The 24423-nt window shown below is 66.4% G+C and carries 23 protein-coding genes and 1 pseudogene; 12 read left to right on the top strand and 12 right to left on the bottom strand.

The features are described from left to right. From LRS09_RS04500 to LRS09_RS04520, 5 genes are all read right to left on the bottom strand, one after another. Complete coding sequence (locus tag LRS09_RS04500; RefSeq protein WP_257804506.1) at window positions 1-876, bottom strand: branched-chain amino acid ABC transporter permease; 876 nt, start codon at window positions 874-876, stop codon at window positions 1-3. Between the two features lie 98 nt (window positions 877-974). Further along, window positions 975-2015, bottom strand: a complete 1041-nt coding sequence (locus LRS09_RS04505; RefSeq protein ID WP_257804507.1) for an alcohol dehydrogenase catalytic domain-containing protein — start codon at window positions 2013-2015, stop codon at window positions 975-977. A 10-nt stretch (window positions 2016-2025) separates the two neighbouring features. Continuing rightward, window positions 2026-2994 (bottom strand): NADPH:quinone oxidoreductase family protein, encoded by a 969-nt coding sequence (locus LRS09_RS04510; RefSeq protein ID WP_257810119.1) that lies wholly within the window; start codon window positions 2992-2994, stop codon window positions 2026-2028. Window positions 2995-2999: 5 nt separating this feature from the next. Then, the gene (locus LRS09_RS04515; RefSeq protein ID WP_257804508.1) at window positions 3000-4238 is read right to left on the bottom strand and encodes an acyl-CoA dehydrogenase family protein; all 1239 of its coding nucleotides are present in this window, start codon (window positions 4236-4238) and stop codon (window positions 3000-3002) included. Further along, a complete protein-coding gene (locus tag LRS09_RS04520) occupies window positions 4235-4888 on the bottom strand; it encodes a TetR/AcrR family transcriptional regulator (protein WP_257804509.1) in 654 nt (217 codons plus the stop codon). The genes LRS09_RS04515 and LRS09_RS04520 overlap by 4 nt, the downstream gene beginning before the upstream one ends. Before the next feature lie 141 nt (window positions 4889-5029). Between LRS09_RS04520 and LRS09_RS04525 the strand changes: the two genes are divergently transcribed. From LRS09_RS04525 to LRS09_RS04540, 4 genes are read left to right on the top strand one after another with little or no spacing between them, the layout of a single operon-like run. Continuing rightward, window positions 5030-5845 (top strand): SDR family oxidoreductase, encoded by an 816-nt coding sequence (locus tag LRS09_RS04525; protein ID WP_257804510.1) that lies wholly within the window; start codon window positions 5030-5032, stop codon window positions 5843-5845. A gap of 15 nt (window positions 5846-5860) precedes the next feature. Then, complete coding sequence (locus LRS09_RS04530) at window positions 5861-6355, top strand: MaoC family dehydratase (RefSeq protein WP_257804511.1); 495 nt, start codon at window positions 5861-5863, stop codon at window positions 6353-6355. Beyond that, the gene (locus LRS09_RS04535; protein WP_257804512.1) at window positions 6352-7383 is read left to right on the top strand and encodes a phosphotransferase family protein; all 1032 of its coding nucleotides are present in this window, start codon (window positions 6352-6354) and stop codon (window positions 7381-7383) included. Before LRS09_RS04530 ends, LRS09_RS04535 begins: the two co-directional genes overlap by 4 nt. 1 nt (window position 7384) lies before the next feature. Next, window positions 7385-8161 carry an SDR family NAD(P)-dependent oxidoreductase gene (locus tag LRS09_RS04540; protein ID WP_257804513.1) on the top strand — a complete coding sequence of 259 codons (777 nt, stop codon included), beginning with the start codon at window positions 7385-7387 and terminating at the stop codon, window positions 8159-8161. A 5-nt stretch (window positions 8162-8166) separates the two neighbouring features. On the opposite strand, the gene LRS09_RS04545 is transcribed toward LRS09_RS04540, so the two are convergent. From LRS09_RS04545 to LRS09_RS04565, 5 genes and pseudogenes are all read right to left on the bottom strand, one after another. Then, window positions 8167-8724, bottom strand: a complete 558-nt coding sequence (locus tag LRS09_RS04545) for a sarcosine oxidase subunit gamma (protein ID WP_257804514.1) — start codon at window positions 8722-8724, stop codon at window positions 8167-8169. Continuing rightward, a pseudogene (locus LRS09_RS04550) lies at window positions 8717-11707 on the bottom strand (sarcosine oxidase subunit alpha). The gene LRS09_RS04545 and the pseudogene LRS09_RS04550 overlap by 8 nt, the downstream one beginning before the upstream one ends. Then, window positions 11704-12063 carry a sarcosine oxidase subunit delta gene (locus LRS09_RS04555; RefSeq protein WP_257804515.1) on the bottom strand — a complete coding sequence of 120 codons (360 nt, stop codon included), beginning with the start codon at window positions 12061-12063 and terminating at the stop codon, window positions 11704-11706. The pseudogene LRS09_RS04550 and the gene LRS09_RS04555 overlap by 4 nt, the downstream one beginning before the upstream one ends. Next, window positions 12063-12848 (bottom strand): alpha/beta fold hydrolase, encoded by a 786-nt coding sequence (locus LRS09_RS04560; RefSeq protein ID WP_257804517.1) that lies wholly within the window; start codon window positions 12846-12848, stop codon window positions 12063-12065. The genes LRS09_RS04555 and LRS09_RS04560 overlap by 1 nt, the downstream gene beginning before the upstream one ends. Before the next feature lie 65 nt (window positions 12849-12913). Beyond that, window positions 12914-14167: a sarcosine oxidase subunit beta gene (locus tag LRS09_RS04565; RefSeq protein WP_257804518.1), complete on the bottom strand. Its 1254-nt coding sequence runs from the start codon at window positions 14165-14167 to the stop codon at window positions 12914-12916. A 265-nt stretch (window positions 14168-14432) separates the two neighbouring features. Here LRS09_RS04565 and LRS09_RS04570 point away from each other — a divergent pair, with 265 nt between their 5' ends. Together LRS09_RS04570 and LRS09_RS04575 are read left to right on the top strand one after the other, a co-directional pair. Beyond that, window positions 14433-14978, top strand: a complete 546-nt coding sequence (locus LRS09_RS04570) for a M15 family metallopeptidase (RefSeq protein WP_257804520.1) — start codon at window positions 14433-14435, stop codon at window positions 14976-14978. Window positions 14979-15004: 26 nt separating this feature from the next. Next, window positions 15005-15961 carry a peptidoglycan-binding protein gene (locus LRS09_RS04575; RefSeq protein WP_257810120.1) on the top strand — a complete coding sequence of 319 codons (957 nt, stop codon included), beginning with the start codon at window positions 15005-15007 and terminating at the stop codon, window positions 15959-15961. 45 nt (window positions 15962-16006) lie between these two features. Here LRS09_RS04575 and LRS09_RS04580 read toward each other — a convergent pair whose 3' ends face one another. Then, the gene (locus LRS09_RS04580; protein WP_257804522.1) at window positions 16007-17263 is read right to left on the bottom strand and encodes an Hsp70 family protein; all 1257 of its coding nucleotides are present in this window, start codon (window positions 17261-17263) and stop codon (window positions 16007-16009) included. A 238-nt stretch (window positions 17264-17501) separates the two neighbouring features. Here LRS09_RS04580 and rpsU point away from each other — a divergent pair, with 238 nt between their 5' ends. The 5 genes from rpsU (at window position 17502) to LRS09_RS04605 (ending at window position 22970) form a co-directional block, all read left to right on the top strand. Further along, window positions 17502-17753: a 30S ribosomal protein S21 gene (rpsU, locus tag LRS09_RS04585; RefSeq protein ID WP_257804524.1), complete on the top strand. Its 252-nt coding sequence runs from the start codon at window positions 17502-17504 to the stop codon at window positions 17751-17753. A gap of 154 nt (window positions 17754-17907) precedes the next feature. Next, the gene (locus LRS09_RS04590) at window positions 17908-18750 is read left to right on the top strand and encodes a tetratricopeptide repeat protein (protein ID WP_257804525.1); all 843 of its coding nucleotides are present in this window, start codon (window positions 17908-17910) and stop codon (window positions 18748-18750) included. A gap of 83 nt (window positions 18751-18833) precedes the next feature. Beyond that, window positions 18834-19313 (top strand): DUF992 domain-containing protein, encoded by a 480-nt coding sequence (locus tag LRS09_RS04595; protein ID WP_257804529.1) that lies wholly within the window; start codon window positions 18834-18836, stop codon window positions 19311-19313. 124 nt (window positions 19314-19437) lie between these two features. Beyond that, window positions 19438-21471 (top strand): diguanylate cyclase domain-containing protein, encoded by a 2034-nt coding sequence (locus tag LRS09_RS04600; RefSeq protein WP_257804531.1) that lies wholly within the window; start codon window positions 19438-19440, stop codon window positions 21469-21471. Window positions 21472-21563: 92 nt separating this feature from the next. Continuing rightward, on the top strand, window positions 21564-22970 hold the full coding sequence (locus LRS09_RS04605) for an MFS transporter (protein ID WP_257804533.1): 1407 nt from the start codon (window positions 21564-21566) through the stop codon (window positions 22968-22970). 3 nt (window positions 22971-22973) lie between these two features. On the opposite strand, the gene LRS09_RS04610 is transcribed toward LRS09_RS04605, so the two are convergent. Further along, window positions 22974-23771 carry an alpha/beta hydrolase gene (locus LRS09_RS04610; RefSeq protein WP_257804534.1) on the bottom strand — a complete coding sequence of 266 codons (798 nt, stop codon included), beginning with the start codon at window positions 23769-23771 and terminating at the stop codon, window positions 22974-22976. A 140-nt stretch (window positions 23772-23911) separates the two neighbouring features. On the opposite strand from LRS09_RS04610, the gene LRS09_RS04615 reads away from it, so the two are divergent. Beyond that, window positions 23912-24421 (top strand): MarR family winged helix-turn-helix transcriptional regulator, encoded by a 510-nt coding sequence (locus LRS09_RS04615; RefSeq protein ID WP_257804535.1) that lies wholly within the window; start codon window positions 23912-23914, stop codon window positions 24419-24421. Window positions 24422-24423: the final 2 nt, after the last annotated feature.

The raw sequence follows: 24423 nt of genomic DNA on the forward strand, positions 1-24423 counted from the left end.
TTACACCTTCTTCCTGTGGATCTGGGCCAGGATGCCGTGCGGCCTGAACACCAGGATCACGAACAACAGCAGATAGGGCATGATCTGCGAGTAACCGGCGGCGATGTAGTAGGAGGCGAAGGGCTCGATCAGCCCGACGATGATGCCGCCCAGCAACGCGCCCGGAAGCGAGCCGAAGCCGCCGATGACCGCCGCCGCGAAGGCCTTGATTCCGAGCAGCCCGATCGACGGGTCGATCGATCCCTTCGAGGCGAAGAGGATGCCGGCAACCGCCGCGACCATGCCGGCCAGCGCCCAGATCAGCGAGTGCACGCGCTTGACCGGGATGCCCATGTAGTAGGCGGCGAGCTGGTTCTGCGAGGCGGCCTGCATCGCCACGCCGAGCTTGGTAACGTTGAAGAAGAAGTAGAGCAGGATCGTCGAGATGATCGTCACCGCGATGACGACGATCTCGTCAAGGCCGAGCACGAGGCCGCCGAAGCGCACATCCTTGCCGGCGATGGGCGATTCCAGCGCGATCGGCTCGTTGCCCCAGATCAGCCCCGCCGCGAAGCGCAGCACGAAGCCCATGGCAATGGTGAGGATCACGATCGAAACCTGGGACTGGCCGAACATGCGGCGCAGCACGATCATCTCGATCAGGTAGCCGAACAGGCCCATCGCGGCGATGGCGATCGGCACCGAGAGCCAGAACGGCAGGCCCCAGAACTGGTCGTTGGTGAGGCCGAGCGTGATGAAGGCGCCCAGCATCATGAAGTCGCCCTGGGCGAAATTGACCGCTTCCGTGGCCTTGTAGATGAGCACGAAACCAAGCGCGATGAGGCCGTAGACACAGCCGTTCGCAAGGCCGCTCACAAAGAGCTGCAATACGTCCAAAGACGTTCTCCTCCCAATGTCGTCGCGGTCTTATGCCGCGTTTGGTTCGACTATAGACGGCCGTGCCCCCAGCACAAGCCGCGCACATTCACTAACGTTTATGGTGCGATGAAGACCTTTCCATTCGGCTTAGCCAGCTCTTCCGGCACCCTTTTCATCGCGTCCGCGAACGGAACGATCGCCGTCACGTCGGTCGACCAACGTCCGTCGGCGAAGCGCTTCTGCGCCTCCATCACGGCAGCCCCCTTGCGCTGCGGATCCGTGGACCGCATCCACTCCGTCAGCCAGAATCCCTCGATCTTCTTGTGCATGAAGATCAGCTGTCCGGGCTCCTGGATCGGCGTCTCGGCCTGGTCGAGCCGCCCGTATATGATCCACCGCGCGCGCCGCGGCATCGCGTTGAAAATCGTCGCCGCCAGCGGCCCGGTCACGGCATCGAGCAGGATGCGCGGCTTTTCATTCTTGCACGTCTCCGCCAGCCGCTGCCCGAAATCGGGCGCTTCGGCGTTCAGCACGATTGCCGCCCCCGCCTTTTCCAGGAGCGGAATCTGGTCGTCGCGGCGCACGATGGCAATCGGACGATATCCCTCGTCGCGCGCGATTCCCATGATCAGCTTGCAGAGCTGGCTGGCGGCAGCGGTCAGGATGAAGGCCTTCTCGCCCTCCTGCTTGACGATGTCGAACATTGCGATCGCCGTCAGCGGATTGACGATCATCGCCGCGCCGTCGACATCCTTGACGCCGTCGATCAGCGGCAGGCAGGCCGCCGCCTCGGCGACGGCATACTCCGCCCAGGCACCCCAGTTGGAGATGCCCGTGGCAAACGCGACCCGCTTGCCGACCAGCTTCTGCGCGCCTGCATCTTCGCCTGCCGCGACCACTTCGCCGACGCCCTCGAATCCCGCCGGCTGCCCCTTTGCCCGAGGCTGGCCATACATGCCCTTGATGAACATGACGTCCGACGGGTTGATCGAGGCCAGCGCGACCTTGACAAGCACCTGGCTGGCCTTCGGCGTGGGGACGGCAATGGTGCCAGGCGTCACATAGGGCTCCATCGCCTCCAGCACGCTTCCCGAGGGACGGGTCGTGTAGCCGTCGTCGTTGAGGAGCAGTGCGCGCATGGTGGCGGGGAGCGTCATCGTCGGGGTCCTACGGCTTGAGGATCAGCTTGCCCGCGACGGCACGGTCGTGGATACGCCTAAGCACGTCCTTGGCCTCGGCGAGCGGGTAGATGCCTTCGATCACCGGCTTGAGCTTTCCGGCCACCAGCCAGTCCATCAGTTCGTGCATGTTCTCCTCATGCGCCTGCGGCTCCTTGGCCGTGAAGGTGCCCCAGAACACGCCGACGACGCTGAAGCCCTTCACCAGCGCGAGGTTGACCGGGAACTGAGGTATCTTGCCGGAGGTGAAGCCGATGACGAGCAGGCGGCCGTTCCAGGCCATCGAGCGCGCCAACACGTCGAACATGTCGCCGCCGACGGGATCGTAGCCGACGTCGACGCCCTTGCCGCCGGTGGCTTCCTTCAGCGTCTCCCTGAGGTTCTCGTAGCCGAGCGTGATGTCCGCGCCCGCCGCCTTCGCGACCTCGCGCTTCTCTGGCGTGGAGGCGACCGCGATCACCTTAGCGCCCATGATCTTGCCGATCTGAATCGCCGCGAGGCCGGTGGTGCCGGCGGCGCCCAGCACGACGAGCGTCTCGCCGGGCTTGATCTGCGCCCGCTGCTTCAGCGCGTAGTGCGAGGTGCCGTAGCCGCAGATCAGCGCGCAGGCATCCGCGCCGGAGACATTGTCGGGCAGCTTGACGACGACGGACTCGTCCACGCCGATCTTCTCGGCATAGGCGCCGAGCGGCGTGAAGGAGACGACGCGGTCGCCAACCTTGAACTTCGTCACGGCCTCGCCGACGGCGGACACGCGGCCGGCCATCTCCATGCCGGGGACGAAGGGCGTCGGCGGCTTGGCCTGGTAGAGGCCCTGAACCAGCAACCCGTCCGGATAGTTCACGCCGATCGCCTCCGCCTCGATGACGACGGTGCGGCCGGTCGCCTTCGGCTCCGGCCAGTCCGCATAGTCGAGGTTCTCGATCGGTCCGTATTCGCGTGCGACGATCGCCTTCATTGTCGTCACACCTTTTCCTGCGTGTATTTCTTCAGTTCCTGCCGGGCGATCTGCCGGCGGTGCACGGCGTCCGGCCCGTCGACGATGCGCAGCGTGCGCAGGTTCTTCCAGGTGCGCGCCAGCGGCGTGTCCTGGCTGACGCCGGCCGCGCCATGCAGCTGCACCGCCTCGTCGGCGATCTTCAGCGCGACCCTCGGGGCGACGACCTTGATCTGGCTGATCCACGGCGCCGCGGCCTTGGGGTCGCCCTGATCCATCATCCAGGCCGCCTTGAGACAGAGCAGGCGGGCCATCTCGATCTCCATCCGCGCCTCGGCGATGATGTCGTAGTTGGCGCCGAGCTTGGCGAGCGGTTGGCCGAAGGCCTCGCGGCGCATCGAACGGCGGCACATCGTCTCCAGCGCCATCTCGGCCTGGCCGATCGCACGCATGCAGTGATGGATGCGGCCCGGGCCGAGACGGCCCTGCGCGATCTCGAAGCCCCTGCCCTCACCGAGCAGCAGGTTCGATGCCGGCACGCGCACATTGGTGAAGCGCATGTGCAGGTGGCCGTGCGGCGCGTCGTCGTCGCCGTAGATCGTCATCGCGCGGACCTTCTCGACGCCGGCGGTGTCGGCCGGCACGAGGATCATCGAGTGCTGCGCGTGCTTGGGGCCGTCCTTCGAAGTGCGCACCATGACGATGTAGATGGCGCAGCGCGGATCGCCCGCGCCCGAGGACCACCACTTCTCGCCGTTGAGCACGTAATGGTCGCCGTCGCGCTCGCAGCGCATCGAGATGTTGGTGGCGTCGGAGGAGGCGACGTCGGGCTCGGTCATCAGGAAGGCGGAGCGGATCTTGCCCTCGAGCAGCGGCTTCAGCCACTTCTCCTTGTGCTCGCTGGCGCCGTAGCGCTCCAGCACCTCCATGTTGCCGGTGTCCGGAGCCGAGCAGTTGAACACCTCGGCGCCGATATGGGCCTTGCCCATCTCCTCGGCGAGATAGGCGTATTCGACAGTCGTCAGGCCGTAGCCCTGGTCGGAATTGGTCAGCCAGAAGTTCCAAAGGCCGCGCTCCTTGGCCTTCGCCTTGAGGCCTTCGAGGATGTCCGACTGGCGCTTCGTGAACGACCAGCGGTCGCCGTCCTTGCCGACCTCGGCGAGGAACTCCTCGTCGAGCGGAATGACCTCGTCCCGGATCATCGCCGCCACCCGCGCATGGATCGGCTTCAGCTTCTCGGTCAATCCGAGGTTCATGTCACTCATGGTCTTTCCTTGCCTTTTCCACCTAAGCCGCCGCGCGCGAACGCCACGACCTGGTCAACGATATTGTCGATGTCCTGCCTGCTCTCGCCGGGGCGCGGCTTGTACCAGAAGATCGGCGAGTTGAGCGCCATGAACATCATCTGGTTGGCGATGCTGAGATCGGCGAAGTGCATGTCGCCCTGGTCGCGCGCCCTCGCCATCTGCAGCCGGAAGACGTTGCTGTACTGGGACCGATACTCGACCAGCTCGTTCAGCTGGCTGCGCTGCTCCGGCGTGGTCGCGCCGCGCAGATGCATCTCGACACCCTCCCAGACCACGCGCTGATACGCCCGGGTCACGATCATCTGCCGCACATGGGTGTGCGCCATCTTCGTCCAGACAGCCACCGCCGGCTCGTCGAGCGACCGGAAAGGCTCGATCGCCGCGAAGTTCATATCCATGCCGGTGCGGAAGATCTGCGCAAACAGATCCGCCTTGGAGGAGAAGTGATGGTAGATACGGCCCTTGGTCGCCCGCAGCCTGCGCGCCACGTCGTCGATGGACGTCGCCGCATAGCCGCGTTCCATGAAACATGCGGCGGCCGCATCGAGAATCTCGACGCGTGCCCTTTCGGTAACCGGCTCGCCGGCGCCAACTTCGGCCAGAACCATGACCTCCCTTTCCCGCAGACCTTTTGTGCGGCGTTGCCGATCGGGTCTTTACGGACAGGCAAATAATGAACATACTACTCGGTATGTTGTCAACGCGGCATCCGGCCCGTCCGGAGAATAAGCCCGCGAGGGGGAGGAAGAATGGCCTATCTGGACGAACTGTTTTCGGTTGCCGGCAAGACGGCGCTGGTGACCGGTGCCGCGACCGGCATCGGCCGGATGATCGCCACTGCCCTCGTCCAGGGTGGCGCCCGCGTGCTGATCGCCTCGCGCAAGGCCGCCGACTGCGAGAAGGTCGCCGCCGAGCTCAACGCGCTGGGCGCGCCGGGCAGCGCCGAGGGATTCGGCGCGGACGTGAGCACCGAGCAGGGCGTCGATGCGCTGGCCGCCGAGGTGAAGGCGCGCACCGGCAAGCTGCACATCCTAGTCAACAATGCCGGCGTGTCGTGGGGCGCCCCGCTCGAGGCCTTCCCCTATTCGGGCTGGGCAAAGGTGCTGAACGTCAACGTCACCGGCCTGTTCCACGTGACCAGGCAGCTCCTGCCGCTGCTCGACGCGGCCGCGGGCGACGACGACCCGGCCCGCATCATTAATCTCGGCTCGGTGATGGGCACCCAGCCGCTCGCCGACGACGCCTATTCCTACACCGCCTCGAAGGCAGCCGTTCACCACCTGACGAAGACGCTCGCCAACGAATTCGCCAGCCGCCGCATCACCGTCAACGCGTTTGCGCCGGGCCCCTTCCAGAGCCGCATGACGGCCTTCGCCACCGCGAGCGACGACCAGGCCAAGACCGTCGGCAGCCGCGTTCCGCTGGGACGCATCGGCGCGCCGTCCGACATCGCCGCGGCCACCCTGTTCCTCTGCGGCCGGGGCGGCAGCTACGTCACCGGCGCAATCCTTCCGCTTGACGGCGGCCAATCGGTCCAGCATGGCATGACGCTGTTCAAGGAATGAGCGGCGAGGGCAGCCATGCTGCAGGGAAGGAAGGAGCCGGTCACCGTCGACGTGATGGTCCGGCTGGTCGGCAAGGAGGTGGGGGTCTCGCCCTGGCGGACGGTCTCGCAGGAGATGATCGACCGCTTCGCCGACGCCACGGACGACCACCAGTTCATCCATGTCGACCCTGAGCGCGCCAAGGCAGAGACGCCCTATGGCGGCACGATCGCGCACGGCTTCCTGCTGCTGTCGTTGCTCTCGCCGATGACCTACGAGACGCTGCCGCCGCTGGAGGGCGCAGGGATGGCGATCAACCACGGCTTCGACAAGATCCGCTTCACTGCGCCGGTTCGCTCCGGCGCGCGCGTGCGCACCCGTTTCGTGCTGGCCGAGATGAATGCGCGCCCCTCCGGCATGGTCCAGATCGGCTACGACGTGACAATGGAAATCGAGAATTCGCTGAAGCCGGCGCTGACCGCGCGCTGGCAGACGATCGCGGTGATGGACCGCAGGGACGAGCCGGCATGAGCGATCCGAACGCGCTGGATGCGGGGGCGCTGGGCCCCTACCTCGCCGGGTATATCGACGGCTTCGGCACGCTCGACGAGATCGTCAAGTTCAACGCCGGCCAGTCCAACCCGACCTATCTGCTGAAGACCTCCACCGGCCGCTTCGTGCTGCGCGCCAAGCCGCCAGGCGAACTCTTGAAATCGGCGCACCAGGTCGACCGCGAATACCGCGTCATGAAGGCGCTGGAACATACCGACGTGCCGGTGCCGCGCATGCTGCACCTGTCGGGCGACGACTCGCCGATCGGCCGCCAGTTCTTCGTCATGGAGTTCCTCGACGGCCGCATCCTGTGGGACCCCGCGCTCGGCGAGATCGCCACAAATGCCGAGCGGGGCGCTATCTACGATTCCATGAACGCGACCCTGGCCAAGCTGCACGGCGTCGACATCCAGGCGCATGGGCTTTCCGACTTCGGCAAGCCGGGCAGCTATTTCGAGCGGCAGCTCACCCGCTGGACCAGCCAGTACCGCGCCTCCGAGACCGGCGCGATCGCCGACATGAACCGGCTGATCGAATGGCTGGAGAAGCGCATCCCCGCCGACGACGGGCTGGTGTCGCTGGTGCATGGCGACTACCGGCTCGACAACATGATGTTCGCCAGGGACAGGCCAGAAGTGATCGCCGTGCTCGATTGGGAACTGTCGACGCTCGGCCACCCCTATTCCGACATCGCCTACCAGTGCATGCAGTGGCGGCTGCCACACTCCTCCGGCTTCCGCGGTCTCGGCGGGGTCGACCGCAAGGCCGTCGGCCTGCCGAGCGAGGAAGAATATGTCGCGCTCTACTGCCGGCGGCGCGGCATCGCCGGCATCGACAACTGGACGTTCTATCTCGCCTTCTCCTTCTTCCGGCTCGCCGCGATCTGCCAGGGCGTCTACAAGCGCGCGCTCGACGGCAATGCGTCCAACCCGGAAAAGGCGAAGACCTATGGCGAAGCGGTCCGCCTCCTGTCCGCACTGGCTGTTGAACTGATCGACGGAGAATGATGTGGCGCGTTTTTCAGGGCTGACCGCGATCATCACGGGCGCCACGGGCGGCTTCGGCCGCCGCACGGCGGAACGGCTGGCCGAAGAGGGGGGGCGCCTCGTGCTCTCCGACGTGCGCGAGGAACCGCTGCGGGAATTCGCCGCCTCGCTGCCGACCGAGACCGCGATCCGCGCCGGCGACATTTCGGACGAGGCGCTATCGGAGGCGCTGGTCGCGCTCGCAGTCGAGCGCTTCGGCGGGCTCGACATCGCCATCAACAATGCCGGCGTGGCGCAGAGCTTCGTCAAGCTGCCGCTGGTGCCTTCGGACGAAGCTCGGCGCATCCTCGAGATCGACCTGCTCGGAGTGTTTTTCGCGCTCAAGCACCAGCTGCCGGTGATGGAGAAGCAGAACCGCGCTTCGGGCCGGCTCGGTGCCATCGTCAATATCGCGTCCGTGGCAGGCGTCTCCGGTGCGCCGCGGCTCGCGGTCTATTCCGCCGCCAAGCACGGCGTCGTCGGCCTCACCCGCTCGGCGGCGGCCGAATACGCCACCAAGGGCATCCGCGTGAACGCGGTCTGCCCCTCCTTCGCCCGCACCGCGATGGCGCTCGACTTCCTGAAGATGTCGCCGGCCGGCATCGAGGAAAGTGCCGCCAACCTGACGCGCGGCGTGCCGATGAAGCGGCTGGCCGAAGTGGACGAGGTGGTCGAGGTGATCCTCTTCGCCTGCGACCCCAAGAACACCTTCATGACCGGCCAGACCTTCGGCGTCGACGGCGGCATCACCGCCATCTGAGCCGCCTACTGGACAAGCGCAGCGTCGGCCGCCGCCTCTTCCAGGAAGTCGAAGGCATAGGCCGAGAACGACCGCCAGCACTCGACACGGAACGTCGCCTCGCCGGTGCGCCAGATCACGACCTCGATCTTGCCGAGGATGGTGCGCGAGCACGCGCCGACCGGGAAAGCGGACAGCGACAGGTCCTGCGGGCAACCGGCATTGAGCGTCGCCTCCGCTCCCCTGCCCTCGACCAGGATCGCGGTGTTGCGGTGTGAGATGTCGACGGCGGAGTGAAGCGCCTTCGCCTTGGCGCAGTCTGCAAGCGGATCGCCGCTGGCGGTGTCGATGACGAGCCACTCGTCGGGGCCGAGCCAAAGGGCTGCGCGCCCGCCGGACTTCGACAGGGCGGATGTCTTCGGCTTCACCGGCAGCTTGACACCGACAGCCTTGGACAGCGCAGCGACGCCATCCGGCCCGGCGCGCAGCGACAGGCGCGCGGCGGGTTCGGCGGGCGTGACCGTCACGGCGGGATTGGCGACCGTGCGGCCGGCGAGCGGGTGGGTGCGCAGCAGCTCAGCCATGGAGACGCTCTCCCTTCTCATCGAAGAACACCTGCCCGACCACCTCGACCTCGATGGTGCGATCCGGCATCGGCACGTGAAGCGTCTCACCCATGCGGTCGAAGCCGCCGGCGACCAGCGCCAGCGCGATGGAGCGGCCGCAGTTCTCCGACCAGTAGCTCGACGTCACATGGCCGATCATCTTCATCGGGATCGGCTGTTTCGGGTCCTCGACGATCTGCGCGCCCTCTTCCAGAACCACCTTCGGATCCTTCGTCCTCAAGCCGACGAGCTGCTTGCGGCCCTTGGCCGTGAGGTCCGCGCGCTTCAGGCCGCGGATGCCGACAAAATCGGTCTTCTTCTTGCCGATCGCCCAGTCGAGGCCGGCGTCCTGCGGCGTCACCGTGCCGTCGGTGTCCTGGCCGACGATGATATAGCCCTTCTCGGCGCGCAGGATGTGCATCGCCTCGGTGCCATAGGCGCAGGCGCCGTGCTTCTGGCCTTCGGCCCAGACGGCATCCCAGACAGCGGCGGCGTAGTCGGCCGGCACGTTGATTTCAAAGCCGCGCTCGCCGGTGAAGGACATGCGGAACAGCCGCGTCGGCACACCGCAGATCCTGCCTTCGCGCACCGACATGTGCGGCATGGCGGCGTCGGACATGTTGATGCCCTCGACCAGCGGCTGAATGATGTCGCGACTCTTCGGACCCTGAACCGCGATGACCGCCCACTGTTCGGAGATCGAGGTCAGCCAGACGTCGAGATGCGGGAACTCGGTCTGGAGGTAGTCCTCCATGTGGTTCATCACGCGGGCAGCGCCGCCGGTCGTCGTGGTGACGTGGAAGCGGTCGGCTGCCAGCCGGCCCACGACGCCATCGTCGTAGATGAAGCCGTCCTCGCGCAGCATGATGCCATAGCGGCAGCGGCCGGGCTCCAGCTTCTCCCACGGATTGGTGTAAAGCAGTTCCATGAACTTCGCCGCATCCGGGCCGACGATCTCGATCTTGCCGAGCGTCGATGCGTCGAAGATACCGGCGGCCTTGCGCACGGTGACGCACTCGCGGTCGACGGCCTTGTGCATGTCCTCGCCGGCGCGCGGATAGTGCACCAGGCGCGCTTCCACTGGCCGACATCCTCGAACACCGCGCCGAGCTTTTCCTCCTGCGCATGGAACGGCGTGCGGCGGGTCGGGTCGAACAGCTTGCCCTTGGCGTGGCCGATCAGCGCGCCGAAGGTGACGGGCGTGTACGGCGCGCGGAAGGTGGTGAGGCCGACCTCCGGCATCTCCTTGCCGAGCGCTTCCGCCGCGATCGCCAGGCCGTGGATGTTCGACGTCTTGCCCTGGTCGGTCGCCATGCCGTTGGTGGTGAAACGCTTGACGTGCTCGATCGAGCGCATGCCCTCGTGCACGGCCTGGCGGATGTCCTTCGCCGTGACGTCGTTCTGGAAGTCGACGAAGGCCTTTCCGGTCGATCCCGATCCGGCGCCCGGGGCAGCACCCACTATGCCGCCGGCCCAGCTCTCGGTCGTATCGGCCTTCAGCTTCGTTCCTGAAACCTTGGCAGCACCGGCGGCTTTCGCCGCCTTCTCGCCGGCGGCGAGCGCTTCCTTGACGGTGTCGGCGAGCGTGTCGGTGCCGGCGCAGGCGCCGACCGAAACGCAGTCCTGCGCATAGGTGCCCGGCAGGAAGCGGCGCGTGGCGCTGTCGAAGGCGACCTTGCCGCGCGACTGCGAGAAGAGATGCACCGACGGCGTCCAGCCGGCCGACATCAGCAGCGCATCGACCGGGATCGAGCGCTCCGGCCCGCCCGCGGACGCACGGACGGAAATGGAGGAGACACGCAGGCCCCCCCGACGCCTTGACCACCGTGCGGCCAGGCAGAACCTCGATGCCGAGGCGGCGCGCCTCGTCGAACAGCGGTCCAGCCGGGTTGTCGCGCAGGTCGACGATCGCCGCGATGGAAGCGCCGGCCTTCTTGAGGTCGATCGCAGCGGCATAGGCCGAATCTCCGGCCGTGAAGACGCCAACATTCTTCCCGACCAGCACGCCGTAGTGGTTGAGATAGGTGCGCGCGGCCGACGCCAGCATCACGCCGGGCTTGTCGTTGCCGTCGAACACCATATGCCGCTCGATCGCGCCGGAGGCGAGGATCACGCGCTTCGCCCGAACCTGCCACAGCCGCTCGCGCGGCAGGTCGCCGGGGGCGGCGAGATGGTCGCTGACGCGTTCGACCAGACCGACGAGGTTCTGGGCGTAGTAGCCGAAGGCGGTGGTGCGGGTGAGCACGCGGACGTTGCCGAGCGCCGCGAGCCGCACCGCCGTCGCCTGCGCCCAGTCCCAGCCGGCCGCGCCATCGATCGTGGCGCCTGCCTCGAAGCGCAGCGCGCCGCCAAGCTGAGCCTGCTCGTCGGCGAGGATGACACGCGCGCCGCTTTCGGCCGCGGCAAGGGCTGCGGACAGACCGGCCCCGCCGCCGCCCAGCACCAGCACATCGCAATGCGCGTAACGCGAGGCGTAGCGGTCGGGGTCGGCCTTGTCCGGCGCGACGCCCAAGCCCGCGGCTGCGCGGATGTTGGGCTCGTAGACCGATTTCCACGCCGCCTTCGGCCACATGAAGGTCTTGTAGTAGAAGCCGGCCGAGAACATTGGCGAGGCGATGTCGTTGACCGCGCCGACGTCGAAGGCGAGCGACGGCCAGCGGTTCTGCGACACGGCGGTCAGGCCGTCATAGACCTCCTGCACGGTGGCGCGGACGTTCGGCGTTTTCCTTGCCTCGTCGCGGTGTATACCGACCAGCGCGTTCGGCTCCTCGGCGCCGGCCGAGAGCACGCCGCGTGGCCGGTGATACTTGAACGAACGACCCATGAGATGAACGCCGTTCGCGAGCAGCGCGGAGGCCAGAGTGTCGCCCTCGAGCCCCTGATAGGACGCGCCATCGAAGGAAAAACGGACGGCCTTGCCGCTGAGGCGGCCGGCGCCGGTGGTGCGAAATGCCGCGGTCATTTGCCCGCTCCCTTCGGCTTCTCGTTCAGCTGGTCCGGCGGGCGGTTGCCCCACGCGGCGGGGCCGCTGTCGCTGGCGCTGATCGCCGGCTTCTTCTCGCCGGCCTTGTATGTCGTCAAAAACTTGTCGGAGACACTGTCGCGCACCGCGTTGAAGAACCGCCCGCAGCCGTGGATATGCCGCCAGCGCTCGTAGACGAGACCCTTCGGATTCGAGCGGATGAAGAAGAACTGCGCGAATTCCTCATCGGAAATCTCGGCGATGTTCGCCGGCCGCGCGATGTGCGCCTCGCCGGCGCCGCGGAACTCAAGCTCCGGGCGCTCTTCCTCGCAATAGGGGCAGTGAATCAGAAGCATCAGTGCGTAACCCCCGAAGGAGACAGTGTTTCGATCGATGCGAGGATGCGCCTGCCGGCTAGGTCGGGTGCTTCCAACTGCGGTAGGTGTCCAACGTCCTTCAGCACCTCGAAGGTCGAGCCCGGCATGATCGCATGCAGCTGGCGACCGCGTGAGAGCGGAATCCACGGATCCTTTTCGCCCCACAGAATGGCCACGGGGCACCGCATCTGGTCGAGCTTCTCGGCGAACTCGCTTGTGTAGCGTTCGTCGGCCTGTGCGAACTGCCGGTAGAAGCTGACCCGTCCTTCCGCGCTCAGCCACGGATCGCATAGCTGCTGGAAGTCGTCATCCGCGAGATCGTTGATCAGCGCACCCTCGATATAGGCGCCGACGATCGCGCGATGGATGTGCGGTGGAACGCCGACGAACGCGTCGATATGGCGCCTGACATGGTCGAAGAATTCGGACCCCCAGGGGTTGAGCGCAACGACATTCATCATGACGAGCGCCCGGTAGTCGACCCCGTGCAGAAGGTGGGCCCGCAGAGTGACGGCCCCGCTCATATCATGCGCGACGACGCAGGGGTTCTCCAACCCCCAGATTTTCAGCATCTCGGCGAAGACCTCGCCCTGCACATTCAATGCCGTTGAAGCGCGGGCCGGCATTTCTGACCTGCCATAGCCGGGCATGTCGAACCAGTAGACCGTGTGGCTCTTGGCAAGCAGGGAAATCACCCGGTGCCAGCTGAACGACGACCAGGGCCAGCCATGCGCCAGGACGAGGGATGGGCCGTTGCCGGCCATACCCCACGCAACCTCACCGGCTCGTGTGTCGGTCCTGTGATCGACGGTCCACACCCGCGTTGACCTCAGTGCGCCACGGCGGCCGCGGCCGCTTCGTCGATCAGCCGGCCGGAGCGGAAGCGCTCCAGCGTGAAGCCGGCATTGATCGGGTGCGGGTTGTCGTTGGCGATGGTGTGGGCGAAGACGTGGCCGGAGCCCGGCGTCGCCTTGAAGCCGCCCGTTCCCCAGCCGCAGTTGACGTAAAGGCCCGGCACCGGCGTCTTGGCGAGGATCGGCGAGCGGTCGGGCGTGACGTCGACGATGCCGCCCCAGGAACGCAGCATCTTCATGCGGCCGAACATCGGGAACATCTCGCAGATGGCGTCCAGCGTATGCGTCAGGATGTGCATGCCGCCGGTCTGCGAATAGGAGATGTACTGGTCGGTGCCGGCGCCGATGACCAGTTCACCCTTGTCGGACTGGGAAATGTAGGCGTGCACCGTGTTGGACATGACCACGCAGGGGAAGACCGGCTTGACCGGCTCCGACACCAGCGCCTGCAGCGGGTAGCTTTCGAGCGGCATCCGCACATCGGCCATCTGCATCAGCACCGACGTGTGGCCGGCCGCGACCACGCCGATCTTCCTCGCGCCGATGAAGCCGCGCGTGGTCTCGACGCCGGTGACATGACCGTTGGACGAGCGACGGATGCCCTTGACCTCGCAGTTCTGGATGATGTGGACGCCGCGGTCCGACGCCGCGCGCGCATAGCCCCAGGCGACCGCGTCATGGCGGGCCGTGCCGCCGCGCCGCTGCAGCGTCGCGCCGACGACCGGATACCGCGCGTCGGCCGAAATGTTGAGCGGCGGGCAGTAGTCCTTGGCCTGCTGCGGCGTCAGCCATTCGTTGTCGATGCCGTTCAGCCGGTTGGCATGCACGTGACGCTTCAGCGACTGCACGTCGTGGACGTTGTGCGCCAGCATCATCACGCCGCGCGCCGAATACATGACGTTGTAGTTGAGGTCCTGTGACAGCCCGTCCCACAGCTTGACGGCGTGGTCGTAGATACCGGCGCTCTCGTCATACAGATAATTGGAGCGGATGATCGTGGTGTTGCGGCCGGTGTTACCGCCGCCGAGCCAGCCTTTTTCCAGCACCGCGATGTTGGTGATGCCGTGCTCCTTGGCGAGGTAGTAGGCGGTCGCGAGCCCGTGGCCGCCCGCGCCGACGATGATGACGTCGTATTCCGAGCGGGGCTCGGGCGAAGACCACTGCTCCTCCCAGCCCTTGTGGGCGCGCATGGCCTCGCGGGCAATCGCGAACACGGAGTATTTGCGCATCGTCTTGACCTCTGGACGGGTTCGGCACCGGGAGCATGGCGGCCCCGCGGACACCGAGCGTATCACTACCGAAAATGCGTCGGAAGCAAGTGCGCTGTTTGCGACGGCGCTTGCCGCTTTGCGCCATCGCGCAAACAACCCGTTCTCCGACCCCGGCCGAACCTTTCCACCTGCCGTACCACATCCCGGTTGTATTAACTTTTAGTTGCATTAAAGAGGATATACTGTAATCTTAAGTTGCATATCGATCTTGGGGAGGGGAAGGATGGCGGCTGATCTCGGTTTGTTGGTGCCCGAGTTTGGGAAAGCATGCCGTGAGCTGATCAAGAATTGTCAGGCACGCGGCATCGAGATGCGACCCAATGAAGGGCTGCGAAATCCGTGGAAGCAGGCGAAATACTGGCGGCAGTCGCGCTCGATCCAGGAGATCAACGACAGGATCGCAGGACTGAAAGCAGCGGGTGCTCCGTTCATCGCTCACATGATCGACAGTGTCGGCCCCCAGCACGGTCCTCCGGTCACCAACGCCTTGCCGGGCGCGAGCTGGCATCAGTGGGGTGAGGCACTCGATTGCTTCTGGGTCGTTGGCGGCAAGGCCGAGTGGAGCACGACTAAGAAGGTCAACGGTCTGAACGGATACCGCACCTATGCCGAGGAGGCGGTGAACCTCGGCCTCACTGCCGGCGGCTTGTGGACCTCGATCAAGGACTGGCCGCACGTGCAGAAACGTGCGGCTGCCAGTCCGCTCAGCGGCGGCTTGTCCTGGCCCAAGATCGACGCGGAAATGCGCACCCGCTTTCCGAATCCATAGTCTCCGCCGAGCGGGAGTTGCAGCAAGTGCCAAGAACATATTTCCGCAAGGCAAATGCCGGCGACGTTCTGGTCTCGGGAATTGCCGTTTCCTCGCTGCAAGAGGGGCTGAATGCCCTGTCGGTCGTCAACATTGTGGCCGACGGCATCTACGGTTCGAACACGCGGGATGCCGTAAAGGCTTACCAGAGCTCTGCCGGCCTTCCGCCCACCGGCGAAGTCGACGACGCGACATGGCGATCGCTGATGCGCAGCGACGAACCCTCGATCTTCGCCCGCTGCCTGCAGGTGACAGCACATTTTGAGGGGACCGGATTCGAACGCTGCGTCGGCAACTTCGATGGCGCAGGCCTCACCTGGGGCATCATCGGCTTCACGCTGTCCAACGGCGAACTGGGTGCGGTGCTGAAAACGATAAATGCAACGGTCCCCAACCTCCTGAGCAAGGCATTCGGCAGCGACGCCAAGACGATCATGGAGGTGGTCGCGCTGCCGGCGGCTGAACGCATCGCGTGGGGGAATTCAGTTTCGCGAGGGTCAAACAATTTGTCCGTCGCCGAGCCCTGGCGCACCTACTTCCACGATCTGGGCACTTACCGCGAAGTCCAGTTGATCCAAATGGCACGCGCGCGCGACATCTACTGGGCTATCGCGACGCGCGACGCGGACAGTCTCGCCATGCACGAGGAATGCGACTACGCACTGCTGTATGACGTGGCGGTGCAGAACGGCGGTATGGAGAGCAAAGGTCGGCGCAAGACGGCGCTGCAAGAGTTCGCCAAACTGAACCCGGACACGCCAACCGGTCGGCGTCGCGTCGTCACCGAAACAGTGGTCGTCACATCAAAGAAGGTTTGGCAAGCGGACGTGCGAAGCCGCAAGGCGGCGATCTCCGACGGCGCCGGCACGGTGCACGGCGGGAGATATGTCCTGGAAGATTGGGGCATCATGGCAGGCGTAACACCGCTCGATCGGAACGCCTGAACACGCGCCTGTGGCCTGGACCCGTCGCGCGGACGAGCGGCGACGTCAACGAAACTTGCGCTGCGCGTCGAGCGCAAGCCCGAGACCGACGCTGCCGAAGGCGTCGCCCTCGACGACACGCGCACCCGGAAACATGGCGCGGACGGCGTTGCGCATCTGCGGGATTGCGGTCGAGCCGCCGGTGAGGAACAGCGTCTCGATCTGCGCCGGCGCGAGACCGGCGTCGCGGACCGTGGCCGAAGCGATCTCGACGATGCGGGCGATGGCGGGCGCGATCGCCGCGTTCATCCGCTCCTGTGTCAGCGGAATGTCGACCCTGTCGTCGACGAGCGGCAGCGGAATCGATGCGAGCGGCTGCGCGGTCAGCTCGATCTTGGCCTGCTCTACGCGTCCGGCCAGCGCATGCCCCTGGCGATGGCGGACAATGTCGATCATGCGCTCGACCAGATCCGGCTCGGCCGCCTCCTGCCGGATCTGCCTGAGATCGGTCATGGCGCGATTGGAATAGAGCTGGTTGATGCGCTGCCACGTGGCGAGGTCGTTGAAATAGGAGACCGGCAGGTTGCGCTTGCCATCTTTGGTCGGCGTGCCGTAGCCGAGAGCCGGCATGACGTTGGCGATGCTGATCAGCCGATCGAAATCCGTGCCGCCGACATGGACGCCGGAATTGGCGAGCACGTCGGCCTTGCGGTCGGGCCGGCGCGCGCCTTGCGGCGATACGCGCACGATCGAGAAGTCGGACGTGCCGCCGCCGATATCGACGATGAGCGCCAGTTCCTCGCCGCTCACGCTCTGTTCGTAGTCGAGCGCGGCGGCGATCGGCTCGAACTGGAACTCGATGTCGCGAAAGCCCTGCGCGCGTGCCGCCTGCTCCAGCTCGGACTGCGCGGCGCGGTCGGCGGTCTCGTCGCCGTCGACGAAATGGACCGGGCGCCCGAGCACGACGCGCCCGACGTCGCCGCCCGCGGCCGCGTCGAGCTGCCGCTTCAGGTTTTTCAGGAACAGGCCGATGATGTCGGTGAAGGCCATCGAACGCGCCTTGATGCGCGTCTTCTCATTGACCAGCGACGAGCCGAGCACGCTCTTGAGCGCCCTCAGCAGCCGGCCTTCCGAATTCAGCGTGTAGTCCTCGATCGCGCGGCGGCCGTAATAGGTGCGATCGTCCTCGAAATTGAAGAAAACGGCGCTCGGCAGCGTGACATGGTCGCCCTCGAGCGGCACGAGGCGCGGCCGCCCGGCCCGCATGATGCCCACGGTCGAATTTGACGTGCCGAAGTCGATCCCGCCGAAGCTGGTCTGCATGATGGTGGCTCCGCTCGGGATGCTGGAAAGAGGAGCGGGATAGTCGCGCAGGCGCGGCAAGTCCACCACCAAACACGAAAGGCAGGTATCCTCTCGACAACCGCGATCGATTCTGCTAACAGCCGCCGCAATTCGCGGTGGGTGTCCATCGCGGACGCCTTTCGCTTACCCGTCCGTCTCACGACCAGCCAGGCCAGCGACAGCGTTTTATCCCGGTTTCGAAGCTACAGGATCGCACGTGCAGGTGCTCGTCCGCGACAACAATGTTGACCAGGCGCTCCGCGCTCTGAAGAAGAAAATGCAGCGCGAAGGCATCTTCCGCGAGATGAAGATGCGCGACCACTACGAGAAGCCGTCGGAGAAGCGCGCCCGCGAGAAGGCGGAAGGCATCCGCCGCGCCCGCAAGATGGCCCGCAAGAAGCTGCAGCGCGAAGGCCTGCTGCCGCCCTCGCCCAAGCCGGCGGCGACTGCCCGTCCCGCGGCTCGCTGATCTCCGCCGCTATTTCGTCCCTTTCGGGCCATAGGAACGTGGCGCGGTTTCGGCCGCGCCATTTTCGTTTCATCGCCTGTGGGGACAGGTTGCATTCGAGCGAAAGCCGGTCGCGGGGGGAAGACCGGTCAGAGGACGAAGGGATTCGCCTGCGATGAATGATGTGCGTCTCAACCGCTCGGCCACCAGGGGCGCGGCAGTTGCGCTGCTTCTGGCCGCCGCACTCGGGCTCGCCGGCTGCCAGACGGCCGCGATCAGCGACATCGCGACCGTCGAGGAGGCGCAGGGTTCTTCGGAGAACATCTCCTCGCTGACGGCGGTGATCGCGCGCAACCCGAACGATCCGGAAGCCTACAACGTGCGCGGCTTCGCCTATGGCCGCGGCGGGCGCTACACCGAGGCGCTGAAGGACTTCGACACCGCCATCAAGCTCAATCCCGGCTTCTACCAGGCCTATGCCAATCGCGGCTTGATCTACCGCTTCCTCGGCAGGAACGCGGAAGCGATCGCCGACTACAACCGCTCGATCCAGCTCAATTCGAGCTACGACACCGCCTATATCGGCCGCGGCGAGGTCTACCGCACCTCCGGCCGCACCCAGGAGGCCTTCAACGACTTCGAGAAGGCTATCCAGCTCGACACGACCGATCCCCGCGCCTACCATCGCCGCGGCCTGCTCTACCAGATCCGCGGCCAGCACGACTTCGCCATCGAGGATTTCTCGACCGCGATCTCGATGTCCGGCGGCTCGCCCGAGCCGTACAACGGCCGCGGCCTGTCCTATCTGGCACGCGGCGACGAGGACAATGCGTTCGCCGACTTCAATACCGCCATCAGCCTCAACGACAAGGTCGCCGAGAGCTGGGCCAACCAGGCGCTGATCTACGAACGCCGCGGCGACAAGGCACGCGCGGCCAAGTCCTACGCCCGCGCGGTGCAGCTCGATCCGAACTACAAGCCCGCCGTCGACGGCCTCTCGCGTACCAAGACCTCCTGATCCGGCATGCCGGCCGGGAACCATGCGCCGCGCCGGAAGTTGTGCTGTCTCAGATGGACATGTGCTCAGCTGGAGTTTCCAAGATGATGAAGGTTCTTGCTTCCGTCACCCTTCTCGCAGCGATCCTGGCGACGCCCGCCGGTGCGCAGAAGCAGGGCGTTGAACTCGGCGTGCTCGACTGTGTGATCGATGGCGGCACCGGTTTCGTCTTCGGCTCGACAAAGGATCTGAGCTGCACATTCCGTCCCGCCAACACCGCCAATGCGCCCGAGGACTATTTCGGCGTGGTGCGTAAATACGGGCTGGACGTAGGTACCACCGGCACGACCTTCATGCAGTGGGTGGTGCTCGCTCCGACCGCCAACATCTACGCACCCGGCGCACTGGCCGGCGACTATGTCGGGGCAAGCGCCGGCGCGACGGTCGGAGTCGGCGCCGGCGCCAATCTCCTGGTCGGCGGCTCCGGTTCCTCCTTCACGCTCCAGCCGCTGAGCGTCGAGGCGCAGACGGGCCTGAATCTGGCTATCGGCGTCAGCTCGTTCCAGCTGCGCAGCGCGGACTGATCCTTGCCCGCACGAGCCGCCCTTCCTGGGCGGATTCTCGACCGATGATTGCATTGACGCGCATCGATTTCACCAATCCTTAAACGCGCCTGTCTAGGGTGCCTCCCGTGTGGAGGTGCCTGAGTTGCGGCGTTTGAACAGACTGTCGATCTTCAAGAAGAACGGCGGACGTCGCAGCCTCCAGTCCCATCTCTTCGCGATCATGCTGTTTGCCGTAGTGCCGGTGGTTGCAGCGACTGCGCTTGCCGTCTGGCAGGCCGGCACAGCCTTTCACAGCTCGTCGGAAAGCCGACTGCGCGATACTGCACAAACCCTCGCAAACGCCGTCGAGGCGGAACTCGTCGGCACATTCACCTCGCTCTCGACCCTTGCCAATCTCTATGCCGGCGGCCGCAATACCGCCCAGTCGTTCGAACCCTGGCTGAACGAGGCCGGCACCCATCTCGGCGGAACGCTGCATGTCGTGGCCAGGGGATCGACCGACACAGGGCCGGGCAACGCGGCATACGCGACCGGACTGCGCGCGATCGAGAGCCGCAGCCGCGCCATCTCGAACCTGATCGATCCCGCCCTGGGCAAGGACGCCCGCATCGCCCTCGCGGTGCCGTTCGAAACCGTCGGAGGGCAGCTCCAGGCGCTCGTCTTCGTCGCGGGACCTGACAGGCTCGTGCACCTGCTCCAGGGGGCCGGACTGGAAGGGTCGGATTTCCTCGTCGCCGTGACCGACGGCGCCGGCCATCTCGTCGGGCGCTCGCGCGACGCCGACAGGTTCATCGGCAAGCCGGTGCCCGACTGGGGCAAGCTTCAGGGCATGGACCGTGCCAGCGGCATCTTCGACGCAACGACCAAGGAAGGCAGCGAGGTCATGTTCTCCTTCCGCAAGCTCGCCGGCACACCGGGCTGGGTCGTGGTCGTCGGCGAGAATCTGGATGCGTTCAACGCGCGCTGGCAGGGGCCGCTCGCGACCCTTGCGCTCAGCGCGATGATCGCCTTTTCCATCGCGCTCCTCGGCGCCGTGTGGATGGCACAGCGCATCCTGGCGCCCGTGAAAGCGCTGGCCGCCTATGGCCGCGGTATCGCCGAGGGCGAGCAGCTGTCCGACGGGGCACACCTGCGGCGCTCCTCGATCGCCGAGTTCGAAAGCCTCCGCGAGAGCTTCATCGCCGCGCAGACGGAGCTGCGCGAGCGGGCGGAGCGCGAGAAAGAGATCGCCGGCACGCTAGCGTTGAGCGAACGGCGCTACCGCGCGGTCGCCGAGGCGGGCGCGCTGGTCTTCTGGCAACGCGACCGCGCCGGCCCGATCACGCAGGTCACCGGCTGGCGCGAACTCACCGGCCGCAGCGACGCCGACGCCGTCGGCCTGGGCTGGATGGCCAGCGTCCATGCGGAGGACCTGCCGGTGGTGGAATCCGCCTGGGCCGAATGCGTTGCGAAGGGCAGCGACGTCGATGTCGAGGCTAGGGTTCTCACGCCGGCGGGATGGAAATGGGTCAGGGCCCGCGGCGCACCGATCCGCGATGCGGCGGGAGAGATCGTCGAATGGGTCGGCTCGCTGGAAGACATCGATGCCCGCCGCAACGCCCAGGCGCGCATCGCCCACATGGCGCACCACGATTCGCTGACCGGGCTCGGCAACCGCGCCCTCATGGCCAGGCGCATGGCCGAGGCGATCCAGGCAACACGCGACGGCGGCTGCTCGGCTTTGCTGTGCATCGACCTCGACCGCTTCAAGCTGGTGAACGACACGATGGGCCACCCGGTGGGCGATGCCCTGCTGTGCGCGGTCGCCGCGAGGCTGAAGCAGTGCGTGGCCGACACCGATGTCGTCATCCGCACCGGCGGCGACGAATTCGCCGTCATCCAGGCGAACTCCAGCTGGGCGACGGCGAGCCAGCTGTCGGCGAAGATCGTTAGGTCGCTGTCCGATCCTTTCACGCTGCGCCGCCAGCCCGTGTCCATCGGCGCGAGCATCGGCGTCGCGTTCATCGACGATCCGCGCATCGGGGACAGCGAGTTGATGCGGCGCGCCGACCTCGCCCTTTACGCAGCGAAGACGGCCGGGCGCGGGCAGTTCCATCTCTTCGACCCGAGGACGGACCTGCCGCGCCGACCGGCAAGACCGAAGCCGGCCGTGCGCGAGAAGATGCGCAGCCGCTGACCGGCCGCCCTGGCGCAAGTGCTCCGCCGGACTGCCTCCTGCCCCCGAGGCGCATCTCCGGTAATTGCTTCGACAGGCAAAGGCGCTGCGAAATGGTCGAACGATCCGGACAGCGGGTAGACTGGCGCGCGCTGTGGGCGAGCGGCGACCTCGGCCTGTTCTGCTTCGTCAGCCTCGGTATTCTTCTCCACGCCACCATGGAAACCATGATGGCGACGATCATGCCGGCCCTCGTAGGCGACCTCGAGGGCGTGACGCTCGTCGGCTGGACCTTCGCCATCTACGAACTCGGTGCGATCGTGGCCGGCACGGCCGCCGGCCGGCTGGTGTCCTATGTCTCCCTGCGCGGCAACATGGTCGGCGCGGCCACTCTCTACGGCTGCGGGGCGCTGATTTGCGCGCTGGCGCCGACGATGCCGATCCTGCTGGCCGGGCGGCTGATCGAAGGGCTCGGCGGCGGCGGGCTCGTCTCGCTCGCCTATGTCTCGGTCGAGCGGTTGTTCGCGCGGGCGATCTGGCCGCAGCTCTTCGGCATCATGTCCGCCATCTGGGGCGTGGCCGCGTTCAGCGGGCCGCTGCTCGGCGCCCTGATCTCGACGGCCTTCGGCTGGCGCTGGACCTTCGGCGCCTTCGCGATCGCCGGTGTCGCCATGGCGGCGGTCAGCTATGTGGTGCTGCGCATGCCCGAGGCGCGGCGCGTCACCGGCGACGAGCCGCCGCCATTTCCGGTTCCAGCGCTCGCCACACTGGCCTGCGCTGTGATCCTGATCGCGTTTGCCGGTGTCACGGCCAGTGCCTACGCCTCGCTCGCGCTGCTGGCGGCAGGCGTCTTCGGCCTGTGGCTGTTCTTCAGGGTGGACGCGCTGATGCCGCGGTCGCGCCTGTTTCCGCACCGGCCCTTCGACTGGTCGACGGCGCTGGGATCGGGCATGACGATGGTCGCCGCCCTGTCCGTCTCGACCGTGTCCTTCGCGATCTATGCGCCGTTGCTGCTGACCAGCCTGCACGGCGTCCCAGTGCTGACGACGGGCTACATCATCGCGGCCGAATCGATCGCGTGGTCGATCCTGTCGATCCTCGTGGCGGGCGCACCGCCGCATCGCGAGCGCCTCATCATCGTCGGCGGCGCACTGATGATCACGGCGGGGCTGGCCGGCTTCTCGGTGGCGATCCCCGCCGGCAACATCCCGGCGATCCTCTTTTGTGCGCTGCTGCAGGGCGGCGGCTTCGGCATCGCGTGGCCGTTCGTGACGCGGATCATCGTCGCATCCGCTCCCCCGCAGGACAGCACGGTCGCCTCCTCGGCGGTACCGGCGCTGCAGCGGATCGGCTACGCGACGGGGGCGGCGGCCGCCGGCATCGTCGCCAATTCCAGCGGCTTCGCCGAGGGGCTTTCGGGCGAGACCGCGGCAGGCGTCGCCCGCTGGCTGTTCCTCGCCTTCCTGCCGCTAGCGCTGATCGGCTGCGCGGCGGCGATCAGGATGTCGCGCGCCGGCTGACGGCTACAGCTTCTCCGCCCAGTCGAGCACGTAGGCCGCCACCTTCTCGTGGCCCGGCTCGGCCGCGAGGAAATGCGACAGCCCGGGGAACTCGACGAAATCGGTGCGCGCAGCCGACTTCTTCTGCTTGCGCCAGATGGCGCGGGACAACGCGGGCGCCACGGTACGGTCGTGCTCGGCCGCGGTGACCAGCAAGGGCTGCTTGCGCGCCTTCGTATCAACGCCGACGCCGATGCCGGTGGCCGCCTGCGCGAAGAGACGGCCCGAGGTCGGCACAACATACTTGTCGTAAGCCTCGTCACGCAGCGCCGGCGGCGCGGTGTTGGCGAAGCGGGCGTCGAACGTCGCCTTCGGCAGCGTGTAGGTGCGGTTCCAGGCGTTCCAGCGCAGCAGCACGGGAATGGCCGCGGTGAGCGACAGAAAGTCGGGGATGACACCCGCGATTGGACCCGGGTCCAGAGCCACGCCGGCGACGCCGTATCCCCTGTCGAGCAGGAGCTGGGTCACCAGCCCGCCCATCGAATGGCCGATGATCAGCGGCTTTTCCGGCAGCGTGTCGATGAACTTCGCGTAGTGATCGGCGATCGCGCCGGCGGTCAGCCGGCCAAGACCTTCCGGCGGGTTCGCGCGCAGTTCCGCGGCGGTGCCCTTCTCAAGATAGGGCCAGGTCGGCGTATGGACGGTGTAGCCAGCTGCCTCCAGCGGCTTGCGGAAGTTGTCCCAGGACGCCGACGTCATCCACGCGCCGTGGATGAGGACGATCGTATTGGTGAGGCGGTTGGGGTGGGAAGTCGTGGCCATCTCGGTGCTCTCCTATGGGGGGTGGCGGCATCGCTGTGTCTCTATAGTTTTGATTTAATCGTGCGCGATCTAATCGTCAACGAGTTCACAATTAGTTGATCGGCATTGCGATAAGATCGCGCACGATCTAAATGGACCGCATGACCGACGCCCCTTCCCCGCTCGACATCGATTTCGTCGCCCACCCCGAACTTATGGATCAGGTCACGCTCGACGTGATGCCCTGCTTCGCGATCTATTCCGCCGCCAATGCGGTGACGCGATTCTATCGCAAGGCGCTCGCCGAGACCGGGCTGACCTATCCGCAATATCTGGTGATGATGGTGCTGTGGGAGACCAAGGGCGTCACCATGAAGGCCCTGGGCGAACGCCTCGGGCTGGACTCCAACACCTTGACCCCCCTGGTGAAGAAGCTGGAAACGCGCGGGCTGGTGACACGCGCCCGGAGCAAGGCGGACGAGCGCCTGCTCGACATCGCGCCCACCGAAGCCGGCATGGCGCTGCGCCGGACCGGCTGCGAGGCGGCGATCGCCATGACCGCCAACTCGGGCGAAACCTTCGAGAGTCAGGCGGAGCTTAGGGCGCGCATCATGCGGGTGCGCGACGGGCTTGACGCCTTCGCCGCGGACATGCCGGCCGATGCGGCCTGAGC

This window comes from Mesorhizobium sp. J428, assembly GCF_024699925.1.
GTDB lineage: Bacteria > Pseudomonadota > Alphaproteobacteria > Rhizobiales > Rhizobiaceae > Mesorhizobium_A.